Origin of the sequence: Paenibacillus sp. FSL W8-0919, from assembly GCF_038003785.1 — a bacterium.
Taxonomy (GTDB): Bacteria; Bacillota; Bacilli; order Paenibacillales; family Paenibacillaceae; genus Paenibacillus_AQ; species Paenibacillus_AQ lactis.
In genome coordinates this window covers 2280037-2301847 of sequence record NZ_JBBOPV010000001.1, presented here as the reverse complement: position 1 = coordinate 2301847, position 21811 = coordinate 2280037, and the positions used below count along the sequence as shown (strand labels likewise).

The window sequence follows — 21811 nt, the reverse complement described above, 5'->3', positions numbered from 1 at the left end:
GTCAGCTGACAAAGCACCTTGAGCCGAAATCAATTCCTGCGCTCATCAAATTTGGCTGACTATCGGGTAAAATGCTTGCGCTCATGCGGCGGGGCGGCCGTTCCCGGTTCGCCCTCTTCAGTGCTGTAGGTTTCAGGCCGATCACTACCCGGCTTGAATATTTGCCGCAGGGTTCCAAGCATGGACAGCGCATAAGCAACGGTGATAAAGCTAAAAGCGATCTCCAAGATGACGACCAGTCTTGAAGTGTTGTCAACCGGACTTACATCCCCATACCCGACCGTCACAAACGTGGCCATGCTGAAATATAGAAACGTAATGAACTGCGACAGCGGGTCCTGCCCTAGATTATCCCCTTCAAAGGATACACCGCCAAACAGCTTGTAGATTGACATATAGACCAGCGTGAAAAATAAAATACACATGGCAGCGGCCATGCTGATTCGGATGAGGGTTGTCTTCATATCGACATGCCGGTTCACGGAATCCGCGATTTTATCGAAGATGTACAGCACATAGAAGACAACCGAGCACAAGGAGAAGATCACAATGAGAGCACGCATCCCTCCCTTGCCTGGTACAATTTCCATCAGATCGATCCAACCAAGCAAATCCTCCACCGACACCAGCACATAAATCAGCAAAGGCGCGAGCAGCAGCGGCCGGCTTGACCATTTCTTGTCCATCATGTAGAACGCATAAATCAAGGCTATCAACCCCGCCAAATTGAGCAGCCACATCCACCAGCTCATGAGCGTCCCCTCCTTCCTACGGCCCCATATCGATCGTTCGTACTCCGGCCGCATTACACCTAATCATTTATTACCCTTGGAGAGGAGCTCATGCAACTGGCGTTCCTTGGCAATCCGACTTTTACCGGTTACGGGCAAGCCACTCTACGGCAAAATCCACCATTCTACGCTGTTTGACCAGGACGCAAGAGGCTGCGCCTACGTTCCCGTAACTGCAGGCTTCCTTGCACTCCTGCTCGAATGCAGCCCCCAACGCTTCAAAATCGTCGGCATGATAATTGATATCCGAAAAGGACACCCATTCCGTCTTGCCTCCAGCTCTCGATACCGGCGCTTGGGACGTAATATGCTCTTTGCCCCTCCACGCCGCGCGATACTCGGCCAGATGGAAGGAGGTATTGCTGCCATAGCCGGTCCCGAGCATCAGCACGAAGGCGTCTGCATCGTACAGCCGGGCCAGAGGCGAGGATTCCCCGAGGCCGTCTGTCAGCGGATGCGGGTCCATCAGCCCCTTCGCTGCACGGCCTCGAGCCGCGAAGGAGACATGCGGATGAAGGCTCCGGATGACCCCCTTCTGCTTACGGAACGTTTCCGGAATAACCCCCATTCCCGAGGTTACCGTAGCATCGGGATCAAAGGGAGGCATACTGTCCCGGATCAGCTGCCACCATTTCGGATCGGCGGGCGGATTTCCCCAGGTCTCCGGGTTCGTCAAGTTCGGGGACTGTGTGGGCATCACCAGCGTTCCTTTCTTACCCAGCACCTCCGTTAGCGCGAGAATGACGGCTTCAGCCCCGCCGACGATCCATCCGCCGATGCTCTTAAGCGAAGAATGGAGAAGCACCGTCATCCCTTCCTTAACGCCTAAAGCGGCGAGGTCCCGGCTCAAATCCTGAATCGTAATCGGTCTTTCTGTAATCATGAGTGCGTACCACCTTTAGATAAAAAGTTCTGCTATTATCGTACAACAAAACAGCGCCCGACCGCGAATGATACAAGCGGTCAGGCGCTGTTGTTGCCATTTCGTAAGCTTTTCGGTTCTAGACGCTGAGCCAGCGCTTGAACAGATGCTTCGTTGTTTCTTTATTCATCTCCGCGATCGATGTCGTTAGCGGAATGCCTTTCGGGCAGGAGCGTACGCAGTTCTGCGAGTTGCCGCAGCCTTCAATGCCGCCGTCCTGCATCAGCGCCTCCAGGCGTTCCTCCTTGTTCAGCTCGCCCGTTGGATGGGCGTTGAACAAGCGGACCTGGGAAATGGCCGCTGGACCGATAAAGTCGGTCTTCTCGTTGACATTCGGGCAAGCCTCGAGACATACGCCGCACGTCATGCATTTGGACAGCTCGTAAGCCCATTGGCGCTTCTTCTCCGCCATGCGGGGTCCGGGACCGAGATCATACGTGCCGTCGATCGGAATCCAGGCTTTAACCCGCTTCAGGGCGGAGAACATCCGGCTCCGGTCGATGACCAAGTCGCGCACGACCGGGAAAGTCTTCATCGGCTGGATGCGGATCGGCTGCTCCAGCTTGTCGATCAGCGCCGCACAGGCTTGGCGCGGCTTGCCGTTGATGACCATTGAACAGGCACCGCATACTTCCTCCAGGCAGTTGGAATCCCAGCATACCGGGGAAGTCGTTTGGCCTTGCGCATTCTTCGGATTGCGCTGAATTTCCATCAGCGCACTGATTACGTTCATGCCGGGACGGTACGGAACCTCAAATTCCTCTGTATACGCTTTGGATTCCGGGTTGTCCTGACGAGTGATGATAAATTTTACTGTCTTTGAGGCGGCTGCCGTTTGAGCCATGGTAAATCCCCCTTCTTACTTTTCTTTCGAATAGTCGCGAATACGCGGCGGGATTAAGGAAACATCCACTTCTTCGTACGAGATTTGCGGTCCTTCTGGCGTCCATTTCGCTTTCGTTGTTTTCAGGAAATTCTCGTCATCGCGATCAGGGAATTCCGGCTTATAGTGAGCTCCGCGGCTTTCATTCCGGAGCAGGGCTCCAAGCGTCATTGCTTCCGCAAGCTCCAGCATGTTCCACAGCTGACGCGTGAATGCCACGCCTTGGTTGTTCCAGCGGGACGTATCGGTCATGTTGATGTTGCGGTAGCGCTGCTTCAATTCCTTGATCTTGTTGATCGTCTCCTGGAGCTTGTCGTTGTAGCGGACAACGGTCATGTTGTTGGTCATCCATTCGCCAAGCTCTTTATGAATCACGTAAGCATTTTCCGTGCCTTCCATCTTCAGAAGCCCTTCGTACTTCGTGGTCTGCTCTTTCGTGTACCGGTCGAAGACGCTGGAGGAGATATCCTCGGACGATTTCTTCAAGCCTTTAACATACTCGATCGCCTTCGGACCTGCGACCATGCCGCCGTAAATGGCCGATACGAGCGAGTTCGCGCCCAAGCGGTTGGCTCCGTGATATTGATATTCGCATTCCCCGGCTGCGAACAGGCCAGGAATATTCGTCATCTGGTTGTAATCGACCCACATGCCGCCCATGGAATAATGGACTGCAGGGAAGATCTTCATTGGAATTTTGCGAGGGTCGTCACCCATAAACTTCTCATAGATCTCGATGATGCCCCCGAGCTTCACGTCCAGCTCCTTCGGATCCTTATGGGAGAGATCCAGGTATACCATGTTCTCGCCGTTAATGCCAAGGCCCATGTCCACGCATACGGAGAAAATTTCGCGAGTCGCGATATCCCGCGGAACGAGGTTGCCGTATGCAGGATATTTCTCTTCGAGGAAGTACCAAGGCTTTCCGTCTTTATAAGTCCAGATCCGGCCGCCTTCACCGCGGGCCGATTCCGACATCAGGCGCAGCTTGTCGTCGCCTGGAATGGCGGTCGGGTGAATCTGGATGAATTCGCCGTTAGCGTAGTATACGCCCTGCTGGTATACCGCGCTTGCTGCCGTACCGGTGTTGATAACCGAGTTCGTCGTTTTACCGAAAATGATGCCGGGGCCACCGCTGGCCAGAATGACGGCATCTGCCTTGAACGCCCGGATCTCCATGGAGCGAAGGTCCTGGGCGGCAATGCCGCGGCATACGCCCTCGTCATCAATAACCGCGTTCAGGAACTCCCAGTTCTCGTATTTGGTCACGAGACCTGCAGTTTCCCAGCGGCGCACCTGCTCGTCAAGCGCGTACAGCAGCTGCTGGCCGGTGGTCGCTCCAGCAAACGCCGTGCGGTGATGCTTCGTTCCGCCGAAGCGGCGGAAATCCAGAAGGCCTTCAGGCGTACGGTTGAACATAACGCCCATGCGGTCCATGAGGTGAATAATGCCCGGAGCGGCTTCGCACATCGCTTTAACCGGCGGCTGGTTCGCCAGGAAGTCCCCGCCGTAAACCGTATCGTCAAAGTGCTCCCACGGGGAGTCGCCTTCACCTTTCGTATTAACCGCTCCGTTAATGCCGCCTTGCGCGCACACGGAGTGAGAACGTTTCACAGGTACCAGTGAGAACAGATGAACATGGGCTCCTGCTTCGGCCGCTTTAATGGTTGCCATCAGTCCGGCAAGGCCGCCGCCCACTACGATAATATTAGATGCTGCCATTTATACGTTCACTCCTTTAAGAGGTTGTTCAAAAAGTCGTCTTTTGATCACGTAGTGTATCAAGATGTAACTCGGCATCGAATCTTGAACTCAGCCGGGCCTTCCAGTGCTCACGTACCCAAATCGTACGCTCCGCCCTTCAGTCCCTAACTTCATCCAACCTTCTCGGTGCTGAAAAACCGGCTTTTTGAACTTGCACTTTAAGCCAAGACTGTCTTAACTACATCGATCGCTGCTTGCGCAGCTTGGAACTCGGAGTTTCTGAATCCGGTCATCGCAAGGATAAACAGGACGCTCATAAATACGAACAAGCCCATGCAAATGTATGTGGATACTCGCTGCGCGCGCGGGCCGACGGTAATGCCCCAGCTGACGAGGAATGCCCAAAGGCCGTTCGCGAAGTGGAACGTAGCCGATACAACGCCGATAATATACAGAACAAATAATACAGGATTGCTCACGATATCGTGCATGACGGCACCCAGATCATCATGGGTGATCTTGCCGATCATGATCTGAAAACGGGTGTCGTACATATGCCAGATCACAAATACGAACGTAATAACCCCGGTAATCCGCTGAACGGTAAAACGGATGTTCCGCTCATAATTGTAATTGCCGATGTTGTTTTTGGCCTGATACGCAATGTACAGACCGTAAATGCCGTGGTACATCAGCGGCAGCCAGATCAAGAACAGCTCAAGGAAGAAGATTAGAGGCAAGCTGTTCAGTAAATTCACGGCTCCCTTGAAGCCTTCCTTTCCACCCTCGAAAGCCTGAAAGTTGGATATCATGTGGCTGAGCAGAAATGCTCCAAGCGGTATGACACCGAGTAAGGAATGCAGCTTTCTGGAATAATACCCTTTCATCTGTTGACGTTCCCCTTTCCAATGTGCAGCGTTTTCAATTTCACTCTTTCCTATTTACGGAACAATTACACTTACTTATACTGTGCTTTTCGCGTGCAACGACAAAATGTTCCCTTTTTCCACAAACGTGTGAACATCCTGTGTCATGTTTCATGTTACTCCTTTTTTTCTTATAAGGGAATTGCAATATAATTATTAATCGTTATAATCTATACGCATAAGGGGATATTGGAACACCATCCTATATATAATGGAGGAATATCATGTTCGAAGATCTGGACATGTTTGCCGTTGTGGTGGAGCAATCCAGCATCAATAAAGCATCCAAGCTGCTGAATCTGTCCCAGCCTGCGCTCTCGCGGAAGATCGCCAAGCTCGAAGACGAGCTCGGCCTGCCCCTGTTCAACCGGCGCGGCAAGCGCCTTGAGCTGACGTCGATCGGACAGATCGTATATACCTTTGCGCTGGAGCAGCGCCAGCAGCAGCTGAAGCTCATGCAGACGCTCGCCCACTATCGGGAAGGGGAGCAGATCTCGATTAATCTGGGCGCGAGCCTTACGACGCTGCAGACGACGCTGCCCCCGCTCGTCAACGCGTTCATGGAGCGGCATCCCGCCGCGGAAATCAAGCTGATTACCGGCAAAACCCATGAGATCGTTTCTTATGTAAGGGATAAACGGGTGGATGTCGGCATCGTCGCCTCTTCCATCAACCAACCGGGACTAAACTGCATTCCCCTGTTTGACGATCATCTGGAGCTCGTCATTCCCGCCGTCCATCCGCTGGCGGAGCTGGAGGATGTCGAGGTCGAGCACCTCCAGGGGCTTCCGATGATTATTTTCTCGACCGGCACCTGGTACCGTAAGCTGACGGACGACCTGTTTCACCGGTGGGGCATCATGCCCGATATTCGGATGGAGATCGATTCCTTCGAAGCGATCGTCCGCTTGATCCCGACCTGCAAAGCAGCGGCCCTGCTTCCGAAATCATACCTCCGTCCGCAGCTGCTCTCCGACAACGGGCTTGTGGACATTCACATCCCCGCGCTCATGGAGACGCGGCGGACGACCTCCCTGATTTACGGGGATGCTTCAGAGCTTAGCAGCGCCGCCCGCCGCTGGATTAACGAAACCGAGGTGCTCTTCCGAAGCCTCGCGGAAGAGAAGCAGCGAAAAAACCTGACGACCTAGAGATCGTCAGGTTTTTTTGTATTATTTCTGCTGCAGATTCACGACTTCCGTCTCAAACCGCTCCACATTGTCGTTGGAGCCGATGACGACCATAACATCGCCGGCGTTGACCACGTCCATCGCCGTCGGCGCGACGATAATGCCGGATCGCTTGTTGAGGGCGACCACCGTGACACCGTAACGGACGCGCGTGTTCAGTTCGCTTAACGTCTTGCCGTCCATACAATCGGTTACCGTCATTTCCACGATCAAATAATCCTTAGATAATTCGATATAGTCGAGCAGATTCGGCGTAACCAGCTGGTGAGCCACACGGATTCCCATATCCCGTTCGGGGAAGATGACCCGGTCCACACCCAGCTTCTGCAGCGCCCGGCCGTGCAGCACGGAAATCGCTTTGGCCACGACGGTCGATACGCCAAGCTCCTTGAGCAGGATGGCGGACAGAATGCTCATCTGGATATCGTCTCCGATCGCGACGATCCCGCAGTCGAAGTTGCGGATGCCGAGCGATTTCAGCATCTCCTCATCCGTAGCATCGGCGACCACCGTATGGGTCAGATACTCGCTCATATCCTCGACGACCTCTTCGTTCCGGTCAATGCCGAGAACCTCATAGCCTAGTTCCATTAGTTCCAGTGCCAGACTCGAGCCGAACCGCCCCAAACCGATCACTGCAAATTGCTTTGGTTTCATGTCTCTCCTATACTCCTTATCCAATAATCATTTTGCCTTCCGGATGACGATACAATTCTTTACCCTTTTTCGGACCGAGTGCATAAGCCAGCGTCAGCGGACCTAGACGTCCGGCAAACATCGTTAAGCTGATCAATATTTTGCCGAACACCGTCAAATCCGGCGTTAATCCCATCGACAAGCCGACGGTACCGAAGGCCGAGGTCGTTTCGAATAGAATCTCCAGGAAATCCGCATCCTCTGTCGTGGACAGGATCATGGATACCGTCAATACGAGCAGCAGCGCAAGAAGCGCAATCGTTAACGCCTTTAAGACCCGCTCCTGAGCGAGGCGAAACCGGAATAAGACGATGTCCTCACGCCCTCTCATCATTGCGAATACGGCCCCTACCATCACCATAAAGGTTGTCGTCTTGATTCCGCCCCCGGTCGATCCCGGCGACGCTCCGATAAACATAAGTATAATAATGAAAAATTGCGTAGCTTGCCTTAGGCCGCCGATATCAATCGAATTCGCGCCCGCTGTTCGCGGACTGACCGATTGGAAGAACGAGGCGAGCACTTTACCTCCCCCGTCCAAGGAGCCCAGCGTTAACGGATTGGTGAACTCAAAAATAAATATGATGATCGCCCCGATGAAGATCAACGCCCCCGACATCGAGAGAACGACCTTGGAGTGAAGCGACAGCTTCCTTTTTTGACGGAAATCGATCAAATCGGATAATACAACGAACCCGATGCCGCCGGATATGATCAACAGCATGGATACGATGTTTACCAACGGATCATCGACATAATCCGTGAGACTATGAAAATCACCGAACAGATCGAAGCCTGCATTGTTAAACAGCGAAACGGAATGGAACACCCCAAAATAGAGGGCTTTTCCAATAGGCATATCCCATGCCCAGCGCAGTGTAAACAGTACGGCAGCGCACGCCTCGAAGGTCAAGGAATAGATAAACACCCGCCGGATCAAACGAACGATCCCTTCGATGGAGGACTGATTCATCGCTTCCTGCAGAACAAGCCGGTCCTTGAGCGATATCCTCCGCTTGAATACCAGGGCGAACAGGGTTGCCATCGTCATAAACCCGAGCCCGCTGAGTTGAATGAGCAGAAGGATCACCGTATGTCCGAAAGCACTGAAGCTTGTGCCTGTATCCACGACAACAAGCCCGGTCAGACAGACGGCGGAAGCCGCCGTAAACATGGCGTCAATCCCGCTGATCGGTTCGCCGGTCCTGCTGGATACGGGCAGCATGAGCAGAATGGTACCGACCAGGATCGCCGCCGCAAAACCGAGCGCAAGGATCTGCGGAGGTGACAGCTTAAGCCACTTCATTTTTGAGTTCAAAGTTTCACCTTCTCCAAAAAAATCAAAGAAAAAAGACACTGGAAAACAGTGCCCTTCACGGTCTGGTTCCTGTGCAACAGCCTACGAGGTTAGCTGACGGATTCGGGCATTATCACAGGCCGCCCTATCCATGATCCGAAAGAGATCATGAAATTCACCCCAATTACATGGTTCCCCCGTTCTCATTACGAAATTCGGCTGGTTTATTCGGTTCCTTGAAGCATGATGTGATTATAACGCAATCCGGAAGCGAACCCAACGTCGTTTTTTTACCAAAAAGTCTTTAAATGAGCGCGAATTGGGCATATTCAAGAGTACAAGGATATGGTTCTCTAACGTTTTCGAAACCTTTCATTCATTTTCAGCGTTTTATTTCATTATTGGCCCTTTGGGATAAGCAGGGCTTGTTCTTCATATGTATGTTATATTGACTCTATGATCCGCTTTTTGCGGGGCCGGTTATTCATATCGGAAAGCACTAAAATTAAGAGGAGGAATTTCATGAACCGTGCCGAAGAGCCCCTGAAGCTGACGCCTAACCTAAAGAAGCTTATCGCACCGGCCATCATCGGTCTGATCCTGTTTCTTATATTCCAGGTACTCCCATCCACTTCCTTCGAGTCGACCGATACGCCCTATCCGCAAATCATTTCCAAGGATGAGGCTGCGCAAGCGGCGTCACGGTTCGCTCGCGAACGTTTAGGGTTTCCTGCTTCCGAAGGGCAAGACCCCCTTGTTACATACCAGTCCAACTCCGAGCTGTACGGATATTTGGCCAAGGAAAAGAAGCTAAAGGAGTATAACAAGAATTACGAAGCCAAATACCCATATGACGTATACCGCGTCCGCTTCACCTTGCCGGGTGGCGATGCGCTGAACGTGGATGTGCATATGCAGAATGCCGGCATCGCGGGATTCTCCTATGATTCCGCCCGCTCCAGTTACGACAGGATCGAGCTGAATCAAGGGGAGGTCCGGAAGCAAATGCTGCTTCTGGTTGAGGAAGGCATGACGCTGGCCGAGAAGCAGGCGCTCGCGGAGCCGTGGCTCAAGTGGGCCGGATACGATGCGACGCAGCTGCAGCTTTCTACCCGGGAAGGCGAACCTAAGCTGAGATATACCGTCACGGAAGCCGCCATCGGGGATTCGAGGCTGCAGCTGGAGTTTACCTTTGAACATGGGACACTGCGTTCCTTCGAGCCCGCGTTCTCGGTTCCGGCAGCGCATGCTGCCTATGTGAACAAGCAGACGCAGGATGCAACGCTGCTGACGCTGGTCGGGTACGGTTTGTTTACGCTTGTGCTCGGTATCCTGGCCATCGTCTACAGCGTCAAGACCAGAGCCTATACCTCGTTTAAGCGCGGTATCCTGCTGTCCGTCCTGTTGTTTGTCATCCAGATGCTGAATACGTACAACCTGGTTCCGGTCTTTAAGGCACAAGGAATGTCCGAGACCGGCATCATCGGGATGATGATCTTCTACGCCATCTACTCCCTCGTCTTCTCCGCCCTGCTCTATTTCTCGCTTGTCGGCGGAAGCGGTCTATGGCGAAAGGAAGACGGGCTTAATCCGTGGCCGCGTGCCAAGGAGCCCGGGTACGGCCGCTATGTCTTGGAAAGCATGAAGGTGGGCTATTTGTGGGCCCTCATTCTGCTCGGCATTCAGTCCTTGATCTTCATCGCGCTCGGCCTGACCTTGAACACCTGGTCCACGACCGATGCCTCGCAGTCGCCTTACAACATGCTCTATCCATGGCTGTTTCCGCTGATGGCTTGGCTGGCAGGCATTTCGGAGGAAGCGGTATACCGGCTGTTCGGCATTAGAATGGTGAAGAAAATCGTGCGCAGCACCTTTGTCGCGAGTTTGATCACCTCGATCATCTGGGCGCTAGGCCATACGCTGTATCCGATTTACCCAGTCGTATCCCGCCCGATTGAGCTGGTCATTATCGGCCTGCTGTTCAGCTATATTTTCCTGAAATACGGATATATTGCGGCCATGTTCTCGCATGTCGTCTTCAACAGCATTCTCATGGGAATCAGCCTGGTCATGCTTCAAGGGGCCCCTAATGTGCTAATCGGCCTGTTCTATATGGTGCTGCCGGCAATCGTGGCTTACGTGATCTATCGCTTGAATCCAACAAAAAAAGAGAAGCCGTATGTCACGACTCCTCATCACGAAGGGCATTGAGTATATCTGTAGCTAATTTTTCACCGATCGAAAGGGGCTTAAAGTCTTCGACTGAAGCCTCTTTTATTTTTTTGATCGAGCCGAAATGCTTCAGCAGCAGCTTCCGCCGCTTCTCGCCGATGCCCGGGATCGAGTCCAGCTTGGACGAAACCATCGATTTGCCGCGCTGCTCTCGATGGAAGGAGATCGCAAACCGGTGGACCTCATCCTGGATGCGCTGAAGCAGGTAGAACTCCTGGCTGTCCCGCGGCAGGGACACCGGCTGCGGCGGATCGCCGACCATCAGCTGCGCCGTTCTATGCTTGGCATCCTTCACAAGCCCGCAGACCGGAATAAACAGTCCCAGCTCATTCTCCAGCACATCGATCGCAGCCGATATCTGTCCCCTGCCGCCGTCGACCACGATCAGGTCCGGCAGCGGCAGATTCTCCTTCAGCACCCGCTCGTACCGTCTCCGGATGACCTCACGCATCGTCTCGTAATCATCCGGCCCCTGCACGGTGCGGATTTTGTACTTCCGGTATTCCTTCTTATCCGGTTTCCCGTTTGTAAACACGACCATCGCCGAAACCGGATTCGTTCCCTGTATGTTCGAGTTGTCAAACGCCTCGATCCGGTTCAGGGATTCGATGCCGATCACTTCGCCGAGATTGGCCGCGGCAATCGATGTCCGCTCCTCATCTCGTTCGATTAAGCGGAATTTCTCATCCAGCGCAACCTTTGCATTTTCAATCGCCATCCCGACCATCTGGCGCTTTAAGCCGCGCTGCGGCACATGCACCTTAACGCCGAGCCATTCCTGCAAGGCGGCTGCACCTCCGGCGGCGTCCACCAGGCCGGCAGCCTCCGCCCGCTCGTTCTCGGCTTTTGTCGCGGCGGCCAGACGTTCGGCCTCCTCCCCTTGCCCGGGGCTTTCCGGACCGCCGGCCGAACCTGAGCCGGACGGGTCCTCAGCGACTGCTAAGGCAGGCGATCCAGCGGTATCGCCCTCACCGGCGCCTGGGGCCAGGCCGCTCTCGTTGGAAGCAGCGGCTCGGCTGCCTGCTCCCTCCGATATCGAATCATCCTTGGCCGCGATGCTGTCTTGCGCATCGGAGTCGGCCTCCTCGATCAAGACCGGCCCCGGAAGCAGGATTTCCTGCGGCACGGCAGGGTTATCGCTGTAGTACTGCGCGATGAAGGACATGAAGTCGCTGTGCGCGTCACCGTAGAACGGAAAAATCGACTTGTTGCGCTGCACCATTTTCCCCTGGCGCATATACAGAATTTGCACGCACATCCAGCCCTTATCCACGGCATAACCGAAGACGTCACGGTCCCGGGTGTCGGTTGTGGTGATCTTCTGCTTCTCCATCAAGGTGTCGATATGGATGATCTGGTCCCTCAGCTCCTTGGCGCGTTCGAAATACAGGTCCTCTGCGGCTTCCTGCATTTTGCGCTGCAGCTCCTTCTTGATCTCTTCATGGCCGCCGCTTAGAAAGGAGGTGATTTCGCTGGTGATCTCCTCGTAGGCGGTCTTCGGCACCTCTTTCACGCATGGAGCCATGCATTGGCCCATATGATAATACAAGCACACCTCTTTCGGCATAACCCCGCATTTGCGCAAAGGATACATGCGGTCGAGCAGCTTTTTCGTCTGTTGGGCGGCATAGGCGTTCGGGTAGGGTCCGAAATACTTGGCTTTATCTTTAAGCACCCGGCGCGTTACTTCCAGGCGTGGATGCTCTTCGTTCGTAATTTTTAGATATGGATAGGTTTTGTCATCCTTCAGCAGTACATTATATCTTGGCTGGTGCGTTTTGATCAGGTTGCACTCCAGGATGAGCGCTTCCATATTGCTGCCCGTTACGATGTATTCGAAATCGCGGATTTCGGCCACCAGCATCTGGGTCTTGCCGTTGTGACTGCCGGTAAAATAAGAGCGCACCCGGTTCTTCAGCACTTTGGCCTTGCCGACATAAATAATGGTTCCTTCCCGGTTCTTCATCAGGTAGCACCCGGGCTGGTCGGGCAGCAGCGCCAGCTTGTGCCGGATATTCTCCAAGGCCTTCTCCTGCTCCTGCAGTTGTTTGCCGAAGTCGTCCATCTTCTTCCTCCTCTCCAAGAAGATTATATATGATTATGATGAGATTGCTGCAAAAAATCCAAAAAGCGACGTTCAATCCGCAATGTATAGGTCAACGGTTTTGTTCGTGGCGCCAAAGGCGCCAGCGGGCGGCTCGATCAAGATGGCGCTGTTTCGGGGTCTATATATTGTACCCGGAAGCGGCAGTAATCGAATGCTGCAAAATCCTGATGATAAACCGCATAAAGCGCCTATCGGATTGTTGACCGAAGGCGCTTTATGGAAGCTTTATTGCGGTAGCGGCACTTGCATATCAAGCATTATTGATGCTTCGCAATGATGCCTTTCAAGGCTTCTTTGGAGTTAAGCCCTACCACTTTATCGACAGGCTGGCCGTCTTTAAAGAAAATCATCGTCGGAATGCTCATAACGCCGAAGCGTGCTGCGGATTCCGGATTTTCATCCACGTTCACCTTTGCGATTTTTACATCGTCGCCGAGTTCTTGGGACAATTCGTCCAGAATCGGAGCGAGCATTTTACAAGGACCGCACCATGGGGCCCAGAAATCAACTACAACCGTTCCTTGACCTTCCACTTCGTTGGCGAAGGTTTGATCGGTAACATTAACGATAGCCATTGTATACTCCTCCTTACAGGATAATTTCAAGATATAGCGCGAATCATAATGTCGAATGCGTCGACGGTTTTAGTATACCACAAACTTTAAGAAAAAGTGAAATATACTCACCTAAAGAAAGGGGATTTCTCGGAATATTCATGCAATCTTTACAAATGATTTGGACATTGGGTATACTACTAATAATAAGTCGGGTGACCTGTCTTAGCCGTGCATACGGAATGTTCACCTTTTTGAGGAGGCAAGCACCATGGATGTAAACGTGCGCATGAACGATCCGCGGGAGCACATCAACGAAGAACCGCGCAATGATTTCAGCGATTTGATGATGGGCTTTCTTGGGATGTTCGGTTTCATGACCATCATCTTCTTCGGATTCGTCATTATCAAATTTTTGGTCGGCTAATTGACGGCTCCTTGCGCTAAGAAAAGCCTGATCCCTGTCATCGCGTCCTGTGACGCTAAAGGGATCAGGCTTTTTTACATTTCTATAGGCAGCAGCCTTGCCTAGAATTTTCCCCTCTGATTCTCGCCGTATAAATGAACGACGTCCACGAACGGTGCAATGCGGTTCATCAGCCGCTGCCCCTTATGGGCCTCTTCCCCGTCCTTGCTCGTAAAGCTTAGGTGCCGCTCGAGTCCGTCCAGCGGATAGTTCGACGTGTAGAAGGTCGGCTTGCGGTTCATCCGGTAATTCAGAATCGACCCCAACACATGATCCCGTACCCAAGGGCTTAAATTCTCGGCGCCGATATCGTCGAAGATCAACAGATCGCAGTTCTTCATCGTCTCGACCATTTCCTTCAGCTTCGGCCCGTCCTGCATCATCGTTTTTAGATCCTCTACAAAATCAGGCATATACACGATTACACCCGAATACCCCGCCATCGCCAGCTCGTAGAGCAGATAGCCCATCAAATAGGTCTTGCCGGTGCCGAAGGATCCGGTCAAATACAATCCCCGGGGACTAAGCCCATTCTCCTTCGTCTCCTTAATATACTTGAACACCTGATGAACTCCGGGAGCTCTCAGCCGGTCCTTGGCCATAATCTCCATATGGTCATAGCCTTTATTCAGCGCTTTGTCGTCGACATAGAAGCTGCGGATCCGCTTCCGGATCTGATCCTCATTCGTTTTGGCAACCTGCAGGGAGCACGGCGTTTTCCGTTCATAAATCTCCACCGTTCCGTTGACTCGCTGAATATCCAGCTTGCTGTAGTGTCCCTGGAAATCATTCGGGCAACGGTCCAGTCCCGGACACTGCTTGCAGTTGGCCTGATCGCCCGCATACTGGTACAGCTTGCTTAAATTGATGCGCAGCACCCGGTCGTCAATCTCCGGATATTCCGCACGCATCGCCTGAATAAGCGGATTCTTCAGCAGCTCCTCCGTAATCTCGGCCGTTCTGCGCCGCAGCGCAGAGCTCTTCATACTTTCCAGCAGCTCGCCAAGGGATTCCATCTCTCTCCCTCCTTCATCTATAGGATCTTTGGTTCTTATACGCCTTTCTTATTGCCGGCCTGCATCTCTGCAGCGAACCTCATCATCTCTTCGAATTCTTCATCCGTTACCGCCTCGCCCTTATCGGTCTCCAGCGCCACCGGAATTTCGGGCTTCGCCTGTCCGCTTCTAGCGTATGTACGCGTGCGTGTTGAGCCCTGCTTCTGCTTGCCTTTCATCTTGGCTTGGTCCCTTATATATTGAACAGCCTTCTCATAGCTGTTAACCTGCTTCAGCAGCATGTTGGAGGCGATCGCCTCCACGAAATTACGGTTGATCCGCTGCTCGCCGCCGACGGCGATCAACGACACCAAATAATGAATCAGTACGTTGATGACCTCGCCCGGCAGCTTGTAACTAAGGTCGATCTTCTCGAAAATGTCCAGGAACTGCGCGGGTACGGTCCCCGGGAAGAACGTCTGCAGCAGCCGGGTATACGGCTCATTGCGCAGCATCATATTATATTGATGAATATCGCACTTCGATTGGAACTGCGCAGGCACCTCGACGTAATACTCCATCTGCACGGCATGCTCCTCGGCAGGCTTATCCGGATCCGTATTCAATTCCTGATGCAGGGCTACCACCTTGCCGGCCGTAATCTGCCTCTTCTCCTGAAGCTTCATTCCCTGGCGGAAATGAAGGCTCGCCTTGTGCTGCAGATCGTCCAGGACAATTTCCCCGTGCTCGGTGAAGATTCCGTCCTCGTCCAGAAGACGGCACAGGTCCTGAACGCTGAGATCATACTTGCGGACCACGTAATTCACAATCCCCATCTGCTCATGATCGTAGCGGAGACGCTCCACGAACACCCGATTGCGGGACTCGCGCGGGAAGCGGAGGATAATGTCCGCATAATTGAGCCCTTCTCCCGGCGGGGTCGGCGGCAAGGCCGGCCTGGACACCGCTACCTCCTCCAGAGCCTGCTCCAATTCGTAATCGATCACATGGGTATTCAATTCGAAAATATCATAGAAGGGAACCGAAATGTTCTCCTTGTTCAGCGAAATGCCCGACCATTCATGGGGCTCCTTGCTCCACAGCTCCTCGCGGAGCGACAGTACGGCGAATTTGCCGACCTTATCGCGGAGCAGCAGTGTCAAATGCTGCGTGTTGAAAAATTCGGCAGGACTGAGCGGAGCCTGCAGCTCATACTCGTAGATGTAGTCGTCCGTCTCGGGGACGAACATCCGGCTCGTCTGCAGCAAGCCTACCGCCTCCAGCTTGGAGGTTTGCTCTATGAGATACCGGCGTCCTTTCTCACTGGGCTCCAGCCCCAGCGTCAGAAACAGCCGCCGCTGCTGTTCGATCGCCGAGTACCCGACCTTCTCGGCCGGCACATGCTGGACGAAAAGACGGTACAGGCTGATCGCAAAGGCGCCTACCATCGGCTGATATATCGAGCCGAGCATCTTGTCGTCCAAGCTGCTCAAACAGAAGTCACGGTATACGCAGTAACGGTGATTCTCGGTAAAATATAAAAAATTAGTCATGCGCATCGCTGTTGCTCCCCCTGTCGCCCAAAAATAGACTTCCTCTATTCTATCACAAATCAAGGGATCGGAAGTCGGTTCTTTTGCATCAAAAATATTGGAATTCCATGCAAGCGCCTCATTCGTTCAGAGCGAATAATAAGCGGCGGCCCCCAGTATCGAAGAGCCGCCGCCATCATCCTATTCGCCTATTGCTCCTGCTTCAAATCCCTTGAAGCGGATATGCCGCATGTGCGTAAAATGTTCCTATGAAATCGCTGCTGCATGTTCTAAAACATTTTAAAGCCTTTGATCCGCAAAGTCTTGATCGTCCATCCGCTCATATAAGCGCCGATCAGTCCGGCAACGCCGGTCAGGTAATCCACCAGCTGGAATGATCCGACGTGAGTCCAAAACGGCGTCTGACTCCGATCCCACAAGCTGTATACAACGACCGGCAGAATGACGATGACAAACAAAAAGCACGGAAACCAGGTCGTCTTCATCAGCATATTAAGGATAAAGCCGATACCGAACATCATGACAAAGAATAGAATCATCAGTACAAGTACAGGAATAAATTGAAGCATGGTCGCCTTATTCACCTCTTCTTTATCGCCTACGCATAGCAGCCTATCAGGTTGCTGCTGTGCAGCAAGATACAGCAAGGCCTCAGCTTCAGCTAATAGCTAGTTTACTAAAAAAAATGTCACAGATCAACGAACAATCCGTGAATGAATTGTGACGCGTTTGCTCTGCGGACCGCGTGTACAGTACAATGTAGGGAGTTGTCATGATAGCAAGCGGTGATCCGCTCGGGAGCTATCGAACATATTGTTTAGGAGTGATCTCATGAACGAAGCTGCAATGACGCTTGAAGGCTGGTATGCCCTGCATGATTTCCGCACGATCAATTGGTCCGCCTGGAAAGCCGCGGACGATGAGGTTCGCGCCTTTGCGCTGGACGAGCTGAACGGCTTCCTTGAGGAGTGGGCTGCCGTTGACGAAGCCAAGCAGGGAAGCACCGCCGTATATACGATTGTCGGTCAGAAGGCCGATTTTGTGTTCATGCACCTGCGCGAGACGCTGGAGGAACTGAACGCGATCGAGAATGCTTTTAACAAAACAACCTTCGCTCAGTTCACAACCAAAGCCTACTCTTACGTAAGCATCGTCGAGCTGAGCAACTATTTGGCAGGCTCCTCGAACGAGGATCCGATGCAAAATCCGCATGTCGTGGCCCGCTTGAAGCCATCCCTGCCGAAAGCAAAGCATATCTGCTTCTACCCGATGAACAAAAAGCGCGATTTGTCGGACAACTGGTACATGCTGAGCATGGATGAGCGCCGATCGATGATGCAAAGCCATGGCCTGATCGGCCGCGGATATGCCGGCAAGGTGAAGCAGATCATCACCGGCTCCGTCGGCTTTGACGACTGGGAGTGGGGCGTTACCCTGTTCGCGGACGATGCGCTGCAGTTCAAGAAGCTTGTCTATGAAATGCGTTTTGATGAAGTCAGCGCACGCTTTGGCGAGTTCGGGCCGTTCTATGTCGGCAACTTGCTGGACCAAGCCTCGTTTACCGAGCTTATGAAGGTTTAAACGTCGCCATTCGCTGCAACAATTAAGAGGGTTTCCCAAAAGATCTTTGATCTGGCGGGGCCCTCTTGTTGTGTTGGGGGACAATGCGAGAACTGCTTATAGTTCCCATCGCTGTCCCCACTTCAATGGGGAGCCTCTATCCAACGGAGACATTCACTCTAGGCATGTGTGTGCGGTGCAAGATTTTCCTTTGGGAAAGCCTTCGACCACCAAGCCGCTCCCTTAAACGAAAAAGGTGGAGGACAGGTGCTCTCTTCGAGCATGTCTTCCACCTTTTTTGGGATTAGAACCAAGAAAGCGATCGTCTATACTAGAATGCAGAATGAAAATCTTCATGTGCTTCGTGGCACTCCAAGACGTCATCCCTCTTACTCGTCGTCTTCCTGCTCCTGCTTACTCAGGCTTTCCAAATACTCGGCCGTCGCCCGGTCCCGGGCACGCCCCTTTTCCTTCAGTCGCTCAATGGCGGGAAGGATGAGAATATCCACTTCCTGCTGGATCGTATACGCCAGGTCGTAGCGTTCCTGCGATTCCAGATAGGAGCCGACCTCCATCAATGCATTATAGCGGTCCAGCTCCTCTCTCGTGAGCAGTCCCCGCACCTGAACGCTGCAGTGTCTCATTTACAGAAACCTTCCCTTTCTCAGGACAAGCGGAATGCCGCCGATAATAAAGAGGTATCGCAAATCCACCAGCTTCTTGAGCTGAGCGGCCTTCCAGCCCTGATATTTCTTGTCGCCGACGACGGCGATTCCTTCTCCCTTGCCGAGAGAGGCAACTGTGCCTTTGTTATGGAATTCGAACTTCCGCATCGCCTTGCCGCGGATCGAAGCCACGATATTCTGCGCACAGCAAACGCCTTGCTGCATGGCAATCTGGGCGGTAGGCGGATAAGGACGGCCTTCATCATTAAAAATCAGCGAGTTGTCGCCGATAATATAAATGTTCTCGTATCCCGGAGCCCGCAAATACTCGTCCACCTTGACGCGGCCGCGCATCGTCTCGAAGCCCGCCGCTTCAACAAGGCGGTTCCCCCGGATCCCGCCGGTCCACACAACGGTTTGGGAACGGATCTCTTCCCCGTTGTTCAGAAGGACGGCGCCAGGCAGGCACTCTTTAATGGCTACGCCGAATTTGAAGGTGACTCCCTTCTTCTCCAGCACGCGGATCGCGTAATCGACCAGCTCCGGCGCAAAGCCCGGCAGCGCGGACGGCGCAGCCTCTACGTTGTAAATGTTCACCAGCGTCGGGTCAACGTCATATTCCTTGCACAGCTTCGGAATGCGGTCAGCCAGCTCCGCGACGAATTCGATGCCGCTGAAGCCCGCGCCGCCAACGACGAAGTTAATGCGCTCCTGCGGTCTGCGTTCATTTTTATACAAAGCAAACTGATACTCGATATGCTCCCGGATCAGCCGCACCGAGTTAATGCTCCGGATCGTCATCGCATGCTCGGCAAGCCCTGGAATGCCGAACGTCTCCGGCTCGCCGCCGAGTCCGATCACGAGATAATCATAAGATAGGGTGCCATCCTCAAGAATAACCTTCTTATCATGAAGTCGGATCTCTTGAACCGAGGATTTCACCAGATCGATCTTGAATTCGTCGATCAGCTTCGAGATGGATACCCGCGTATTCTCGATGCTGTCCGTTCCTGCTGCCGGCATATGTAAATGCGTTGTTATATAATGGTAGTCATGTCGATTCACCAAAGTAACGTCGGCCTCATTATAATTCAGCTCTTTTTGCAGCCGCTGCGCTGTCAATATGCCCCCGTAACCCGCACCAAGGATTACGATCTTCGGTATGCTGCTCATTCTCCTGCTCCTTCCGGCTTGACTCTTTATATATATAGTATGGTTTACTTGTTAACATTTTGTGAAAAGCATGCAAAAAAAGAGAAGAGCCCCTCATCAGAGCCCATTTCACGATTTGACCTGACTGTGTCCGTCCATGCTCGTCCAGGCCCGAAAACCCGGGTGGATTCGGATGTTTATCCAGATGCTGTCCTATTCAGTCAACCTGCTATGAACACAAGTTATCACGTTAATAATATGCATAAAGCAAGCAAAGATCAAGTTTTTTTTGCCAGTTAATATGTAGGCCCCGCCGCATCGCATCCCCCCTCGTGTAAAGTAAGCGCAATCATCGCAAGTGTAGGTATTTTAGCTCAATTCTCGACTTTTCATGCCGGGTCGTGACGATTATAATAGTTAGGGAATTCATGAATCAGCATAATCTTAGACAATCGTCTGTCTGATTCGAATAGAACCCTAATAAACGGAGGTGCTTACCGCATGACAACGACGCCACAAGACAACAGCATGACCGACCTATTGATTATCGGCGGCGGACCTGCAGGGATGTTTGCTGCGTTTTACGGCGGGATGCGCCAAGCGTCGGTAAAGCTGATTGAGAGCATGCCTCAGCTTGGCGGCCAGCTGGCAGCGCTGTATCCTGAGAAATATATTTATGATGTGGCAGGCTTCCCGAAGGTTACGGCCCAGGAGCTTGTGGACAATCTGTCCAAACAGATGGATCTGTTCAACACGGATATCCGCCTGGAGGAGAAGGTCCAGTCTGTCGAAAAGCTGGAAGAACGCCACTTTGTCGTCAAGACGAATCTCGGAGAGCACCACGCCAAGGCGGTTATCATTACGGCTGGCGTTGGCGCATTCCAGCCCCGCCGCCTGGAGATCGAGGGCGCGGAGAAATATGAGAAGAGCAATCTTCACTATTTCGTAAACGATCTAAGCCGCTTCAAAGGCAAGAAGGTGCTGATCAGCGGCGGCGGTGATTCGGCCGTAGACTGGGCGCTGATGATCGAACCGATTGCCGAGCAGGTGACCCTGGTTCACCGCCGCGACAAGTTCCGCGCGCATGAGCACAGCGTCGAGCAGCTGATGGCTTCCAAGGTGAATATCATTACTCCTACAGAGATCACTGAGCTGCACGGTGAAGATACGATCAGCAAGGTGACGCTGACCCACATCAAAACAAAGGAAACACAGGAGATCGAAGTGGATGACGTGATCGTCAATTTCGGCTTCGTTTCTTCGCTTGGACCGATTTCGGAATGGGGAATCGCGATCGAGAGCAACTCCATCGTCGTCGACTCCCGCATGGAGACGAGCATTCCCGGCATTTTCGCGGCCGGCGACATCACGACATATCCGGGCAAGGTCAAGCTGATCGCCGTCGGCTTCGGCGAGGCGCCTACCGCGATCAACAACGCGAAAGTATACATCGATCCGGAAGCAAGACTGGCTCCGGGCCACAGCAGCAACATGAAGCTTTAATCACGGCCTAAGAATCTACTATCTATGAAATTGCTGCAATAGAGCAGTGTTTAAAGCAAGAAAAAAGGTATCTTTGATCAGAAGGGATGATCCTTCCATCGAAGATACCTTTTCTATTCGGTTGATCTACATATGTAGAACCAGGTTGTTTCATCCCGCATTATACGCATGCAGCGTCGTAATCTATCTGATCTTTATACGAAAAATGTGAATTAATGCAGGATGCTGCCGGAATTGGTGTCCAAGTTCCGTTTATGAATTTCGGCCAGCAGTAGAGTAATGAACTCACGCTCTAACTTCAATTCAACAGCCATATGATAGGAATCGAGCAGCATCTCATCCGTCAACATAGCCATCCCTCTCACACCCTTCCTCAAATTTCCTGAATCTATCATATCAGACATAGAAAAACGGAACAACTGTTCGCTTATCCACAACCTTCTGTGGAAATCCTGTGTATAATTTGTTGGTAAGTGTTAAAAACGAGGTCATATCAAAGTGGATTATGGGGATAATTGTTATACACAGGATCGTGAACAACTTCCTATAAAAAAATTTAATCAATAATATATTGTTATTTTTTTATTACCCTATGAATAATTCGTATAAACGATA

20 protein-coding genes and 1 riboswitch are annotated in these 21811 nt (G+C 52.5%); of the genes, 5 read left to right on the top strand and 15 right to left on the bottom strand.

Annotated elements, in window-relative coordinates:
* Window positions 1–59 precede the first annotated feature (59 nt).
* The 5 genes from NST44_RS10155 to NST44_RS10135 form a co-directional block, all read right to left on the bottom strand.
* Entirely contained in the window at window positions 60–752 is a 693-nt protein-coding gene (locus NST44_RS10155; RefSeq protein ID WP_007132012.1) for a potassium channel family protein, read from the bottom strand.
* Window positions 753–873: 121 nt separating this feature from the next.
* On the bottom strand, window positions 874–1674 hold the full coding sequence (locus tag NST44_RS10150; RefSeq protein ID WP_340899177.1) for an aminoglycoside N(3)-acetyltransferase: 801 nt from the start codon (window positions 1672–1674) through the stop codon (window positions 874–876).
* A 118-nt stretch (window positions 1675–1792) separates the two neighbouring features.
* Entirely contained in the window at window positions 1793–2557 is a 765-nt protein-coding gene (gene sdhB, locus NST44_RS10145; protein WP_007132010.1) for a succinate dehydrogenase iron-sulfur subunit, read from the bottom strand.
* A 15-nt stretch (window positions 2558–2572) separates the two neighbouring features.
* Window positions 2573–4318, bottom strand: coding sequence for a succinate dehydrogenase flavoprotein subunit (gene sdhA, locus NST44_RS10140; RefSeq protein ID WP_028404808.1), 1746 nt, complete (start codon window positions 4316–4318; stop codon window positions 2573–2575).
* Between the two features lie 200 nt (window positions 4319–4518).
* The gene (locus tag NST44_RS10135; RefSeq protein WP_028404807.1) at window positions 4519–5187 is read right to left on the bottom strand and encodes a succinate dehydrogenase cytochrome b558 subunit; all 669 of its coding nucleotides are present in this window, start codon (window positions 5185–5187) and stop codon (window positions 4519–4521) included.
* A 263-nt stretch (window positions 5188–5450) separates the two neighbouring features.
* Between NST44_RS10135 and NST44_RS10130 the strand changes: the two genes are divergently transcribed.
* Window positions 5451–6377 carry a LysR family transcriptional regulator gene (locus NST44_RS10130; protein WP_007132007.1) on the top strand — a complete coding sequence of 309 codons (927 nt, stop codon included), beginning with the start codon at window positions 5451–5453 and terminating at the stop codon, window positions 6375–6377.
* A 21-nt stretch (window positions 6378–6398) separates the two neighbouring features.
* Here the strand turns inward: NST44_RS10130 and NST44_RS10125 are convergent, their stop codons facing one another.
* Window positions 6399–7073, bottom strand: a complete 675-nt coding sequence (locus NST44_RS10125; protein ID WP_007132006.1) for a potassium channel family protein — start codon at window positions 7071–7073, stop codon at window positions 6399–6401.
* Window positions 7074–7089: 16 nt separating this feature from the next.
* Window positions 7090–8418, bottom strand: a complete 1329-nt coding sequence (locus NST44_RS10120; RefSeq protein WP_373872059.1) for a TrkH family potassium uptake protein — start codon at window positions 8416–8418, stop codon at window positions 7090–7092.
* A gap of 75 nt (window positions 8419–8493) precedes the next feature.
* Window positions 8494–8640: riboswitch (cyclic di-AMP (ydaO/yuaA leader) on the bottom strand.
* A 291-nt stretch (window positions 8641–8931) separates the two neighbouring features.
* Between NST44_RS10120 and NST44_RS10115 the strand changes: the two genes are divergently transcribed.
* Complete coding sequence (locus tag NST44_RS10115; RefSeq protein ID WP_210094558.1) at window positions 8932–10620, top strand: CPBP family intramembrane glutamic endopeptidase; 1689 nt, start codon at window positions 8932–8934, stop codon at window positions 10618–10620.
* On the opposite strand, the gene uvrC is transcribed toward NST44_RS10115, so the two are convergent.
* Window positions 10592–12706, bottom strand: a complete 2115-nt coding sequence (gene uvrC, locus NST44_RS10110) for an excinuclease ABC subunit UvrC (protein WP_213616280.1) — start codon at window positions 12704–12706, stop codon at window positions 10592–10594. The genes NST44_RS10115 and uvrC overlap by 29 nt on opposite strands.
* Window positions 12707–13005: 299 nt before the next feature.
* Window positions 13006–13323 carry a thioredoxin gene (gene trxA, locus NST44_RS10105; protein ID WP_007132002.1) on the bottom strand — a complete coding sequence of 106 codons (318 nt, stop codon included), beginning with the start codon at window positions 13321–13323 and terminating at the stop codon, window positions 13006–13008.
* Between the two features lie 250 nt (window positions 13324–13573).
* Between trxA and NST44_RS10100 the strand changes: the two genes are divergently transcribed.
* On the top strand, window positions 13574–13729 hold the full coding sequence (locus NST44_RS10100) for a hypothetical protein (protein ID WP_007132001.1): 156 nt from the start codon (window positions 13574–13576) through the stop codon (window positions 13727–13729).
* Between the two features lie 101 nt (window positions 13730–13830).
* Here NST44_RS10100 and dnaI read toward each other — a convergent pair whose 3' ends face one another.
* The 3 genes from dnaI to NST44_RS10085 form a co-directional block, all read right to left on the bottom strand.
* On the bottom strand, window positions 13831–14784 hold the full coding sequence (dnaI, locus tag NST44_RS10095; RefSeq protein ID WP_340899168.1) for a primosomal protein DnaI: 954 nt from the start codon (window positions 14782–14784) through the stop codon (window positions 13831–13833).
* 35 nt (window positions 14785–14819) lie between these two features.
* Window positions 14820–16322 (bottom strand): DnaD domain protein, encoded by a 1503-nt coding sequence (locus NST44_RS10090; protein ID WP_028404802.1) that lies wholly within the window; start codon window positions 16320–16322, stop codon window positions 14820–14822.
* Between the two features lie 263 nt (window positions 16323–16585).
* Entirely contained in the window at window positions 16586–16885 is a 300-nt protein-coding gene (locus NST44_RS10085) for a YuiB family protein (RefSeq protein WP_007131998.1), read from the bottom strand.
* Between the two features lie 262 nt (window positions 16886–17147).
* On the opposite strand from NST44_RS10085, the gene hemQ reads away from it, so the two are divergent.
* Window positions 17148–17897, top strand: a complete 750-nt coding sequence (hemQ, locus tag NST44_RS10080; protein WP_007131997.1) for a hydrogen peroxide-dependent heme synthase — start codon at window positions 17148–17150, stop codon at window positions 17895–17897.
* A 368-nt stretch (window positions 17898–18265) separates the two neighbouring features.
* Here the strand turns inward: hemQ and NST44_RS10075 are convergent, their stop codons facing one another.
* Both NST44_RS10075 and NST44_RS10070 read right to left on the bottom strand, forming a co-directional pair.
* On the bottom strand, window positions 18266–18520 hold the full coding sequence (locus NST44_RS10075) for a hypothetical protein (protein WP_007131996.1): 255 nt from the start codon (window positions 18518–18520) through the stop codon (window positions 18266–18268).
* Window positions 18521–19714 carry an NAD(P)/FAD-dependent oxidoreductase gene (locus tag NST44_RS10070; protein ID WP_210094562.1) on the bottom strand — a complete coding sequence of 398 codons (1194 nt, stop codon included), beginning with the start codon at window positions 19712–19714 and terminating at the stop codon, window positions 18521–18523.
* A 480-nt stretch (window positions 19715–20194) separates the two neighbouring features.
* On the opposite strand from NST44_RS10070, the gene NST44_RS10065 reads away from it, so the two are divergent.
* Complete coding sequence (locus tag NST44_RS10065) at window positions 20195–21196, top strand: NAD(P)/FAD-dependent oxidoreductase (protein WP_007131994.1); 1002 nt, start codon at window positions 20195–20197, stop codon at window positions 21194–21196.
* Between the two features lie 212 nt (window positions 21197–21408).
* Here the strand turns inward: NST44_RS10065 and NST44_RS10060 are convergent, their stop codons facing one another.
* The gene (locus tag NST44_RS10060; protein ID WP_028404801.1) at window positions 21409–21552 is read right to left on the bottom strand and encodes a sporulation histidine kinase inhibitor Sda; all 144 of its coding nucleotides are present in this window, start codon (window positions 21550–21552) and stop codon (window positions 21409–21411) included.
* Window positions 21553–21811 lie beyond the last annotated feature (259 nt).

Bases quoted from the DNA above. Each gene is read 5' to 3' on its own strand.
- NST44_RS10155 (WP_007132012.1), bottom strand. From the start codon at position 752: ATGAGCTGGTGGATGTGGCTGCTCAATTTGGCGGGGTTGATAGCCTTG.
- NST44_RS10150 (WP_340899177.1), bottom strand. From the start codon at position 1,674: ATGATTACAGAAAGACCGATTACGATTCAGGATTTGAGCCGGGACCTC.
- sdhB (WP_007132010.1), bottom strand. From the start codon at position 2,557: ATGGCTCAAACGGCAGCCGCCTCAAAGACAGTAAAATTTATCATCACT.
- sdhA (WP_028404808.1), bottom strand. From the start codon at position 4,318: ATGGCAGCATCTAATATTATCGTAGTGGGCGGCGGCCTTGCCGGACTG.
- NST44_RS10135 (WP_028404807.1), bottom strand. From the start codon at position 5,187: ATGAAAGGGTATTATTCCAGAAAGCTGCATTCCTTACTCGGTGTCATA.
- NST44_RS10130 (WP_007132007.1), top strand. From the start codon at position 5,451: ATGTTCGAAGATCTGGACATGTTTGCCGTTGTGGTGGAGCAATCCAGC.
- NST44_RS10125 (WP_007132006.1), bottom strand. From the start codon at position 7,073: ATGAAACCAAAGCAATTTGCAGTGATCGGTTTGGGGCGGTTCGGCTCG.
- NST44_RS10120 (WP_373872059.1), bottom strand. From the start codon at position 8,418: ATGAAGTGGCTTAAGCTGTCACCTCCGCAGATCCTTGCGCTCGGTTTT.
- NST44_RS10115 (WP_210094558.1), top strand. From the start codon at position 8,932: ATGAACCGTGCCGAAGAGCCCCTGAAGCTGACGCCTAACCTAAAGAAG.
- uvrC (WP_213616280.1), bottom strand. From the start codon at position 12,706: ATGGACGACTTCGGCAAACAACTGCAGGAGCAGGAGAAGGCCTTGGAG.
- trxA (WP_007132002.1), bottom strand. From the start codon at position 13,323: ATGGCTATCGTTAATGTTACCGATCAAACCTTCGCCAACGAAGTGGAA.
- NST44_RS10100 (WP_007132001.1), top strand. From the start codon at position 13,574: ATGGATGTAAACGTGCGCATGAACGATCCGCGGGAGCACATCAACGAA.
- dnaI (WP_340899168.1), bottom strand. From the start codon at position 14,784: ATGGAATCCCTTGGCGAGCTGCTGGAAAGTATGAAGAGCTCTGCGCTG.
- NST44_RS10090 (WP_028404802.1), bottom strand. From the start codon at position 16,322: ATGCGCATGACTAATTTTTTATATTTTACCGAGAATCACCGTTACTGC.
- NST44_RS10085 (WP_007131998.1), bottom strand. From the start codon at position 16,885: ATGCTTCAATTTATTCCTGTACTTGTACTGATGATTCTATTCTTTGTC.
- hemQ (WP_007131997.1), top strand. From the start codon at position 17,148: ATGAACGAAGCTGCAATGACGCTTGAAGGCTGGTATGCCCTGCATGAT.
- NST44_RS10075 (WP_007131996.1), bottom strand. From the start codon at position 18,520: ATGAGACACTGCAGCGTTCAGGTGCGGGGACTGCTCACGAGAGAGGAG.
- NST44_RS10070 (WP_210094562.1), bottom strand. From the start codon at position 19,714: ATGAGCAGCATACCGAAGATCGTAATCCTTGGTGCGGGTTACGGGGGC.
- NST44_RS10065 (WP_007131994.1), top strand. From the start codon at position 20,195: ATGACAACGACGCCACAAGACAACAGCATGACCGACCTATTGATTATC.
- NST44_RS10060 (WP_028404801.1), bottom strand. From the start codon at position 21,552: ATGGCTATGTTGACGGATGAGATGCTGCTCGATTCCTATCATATGGCT.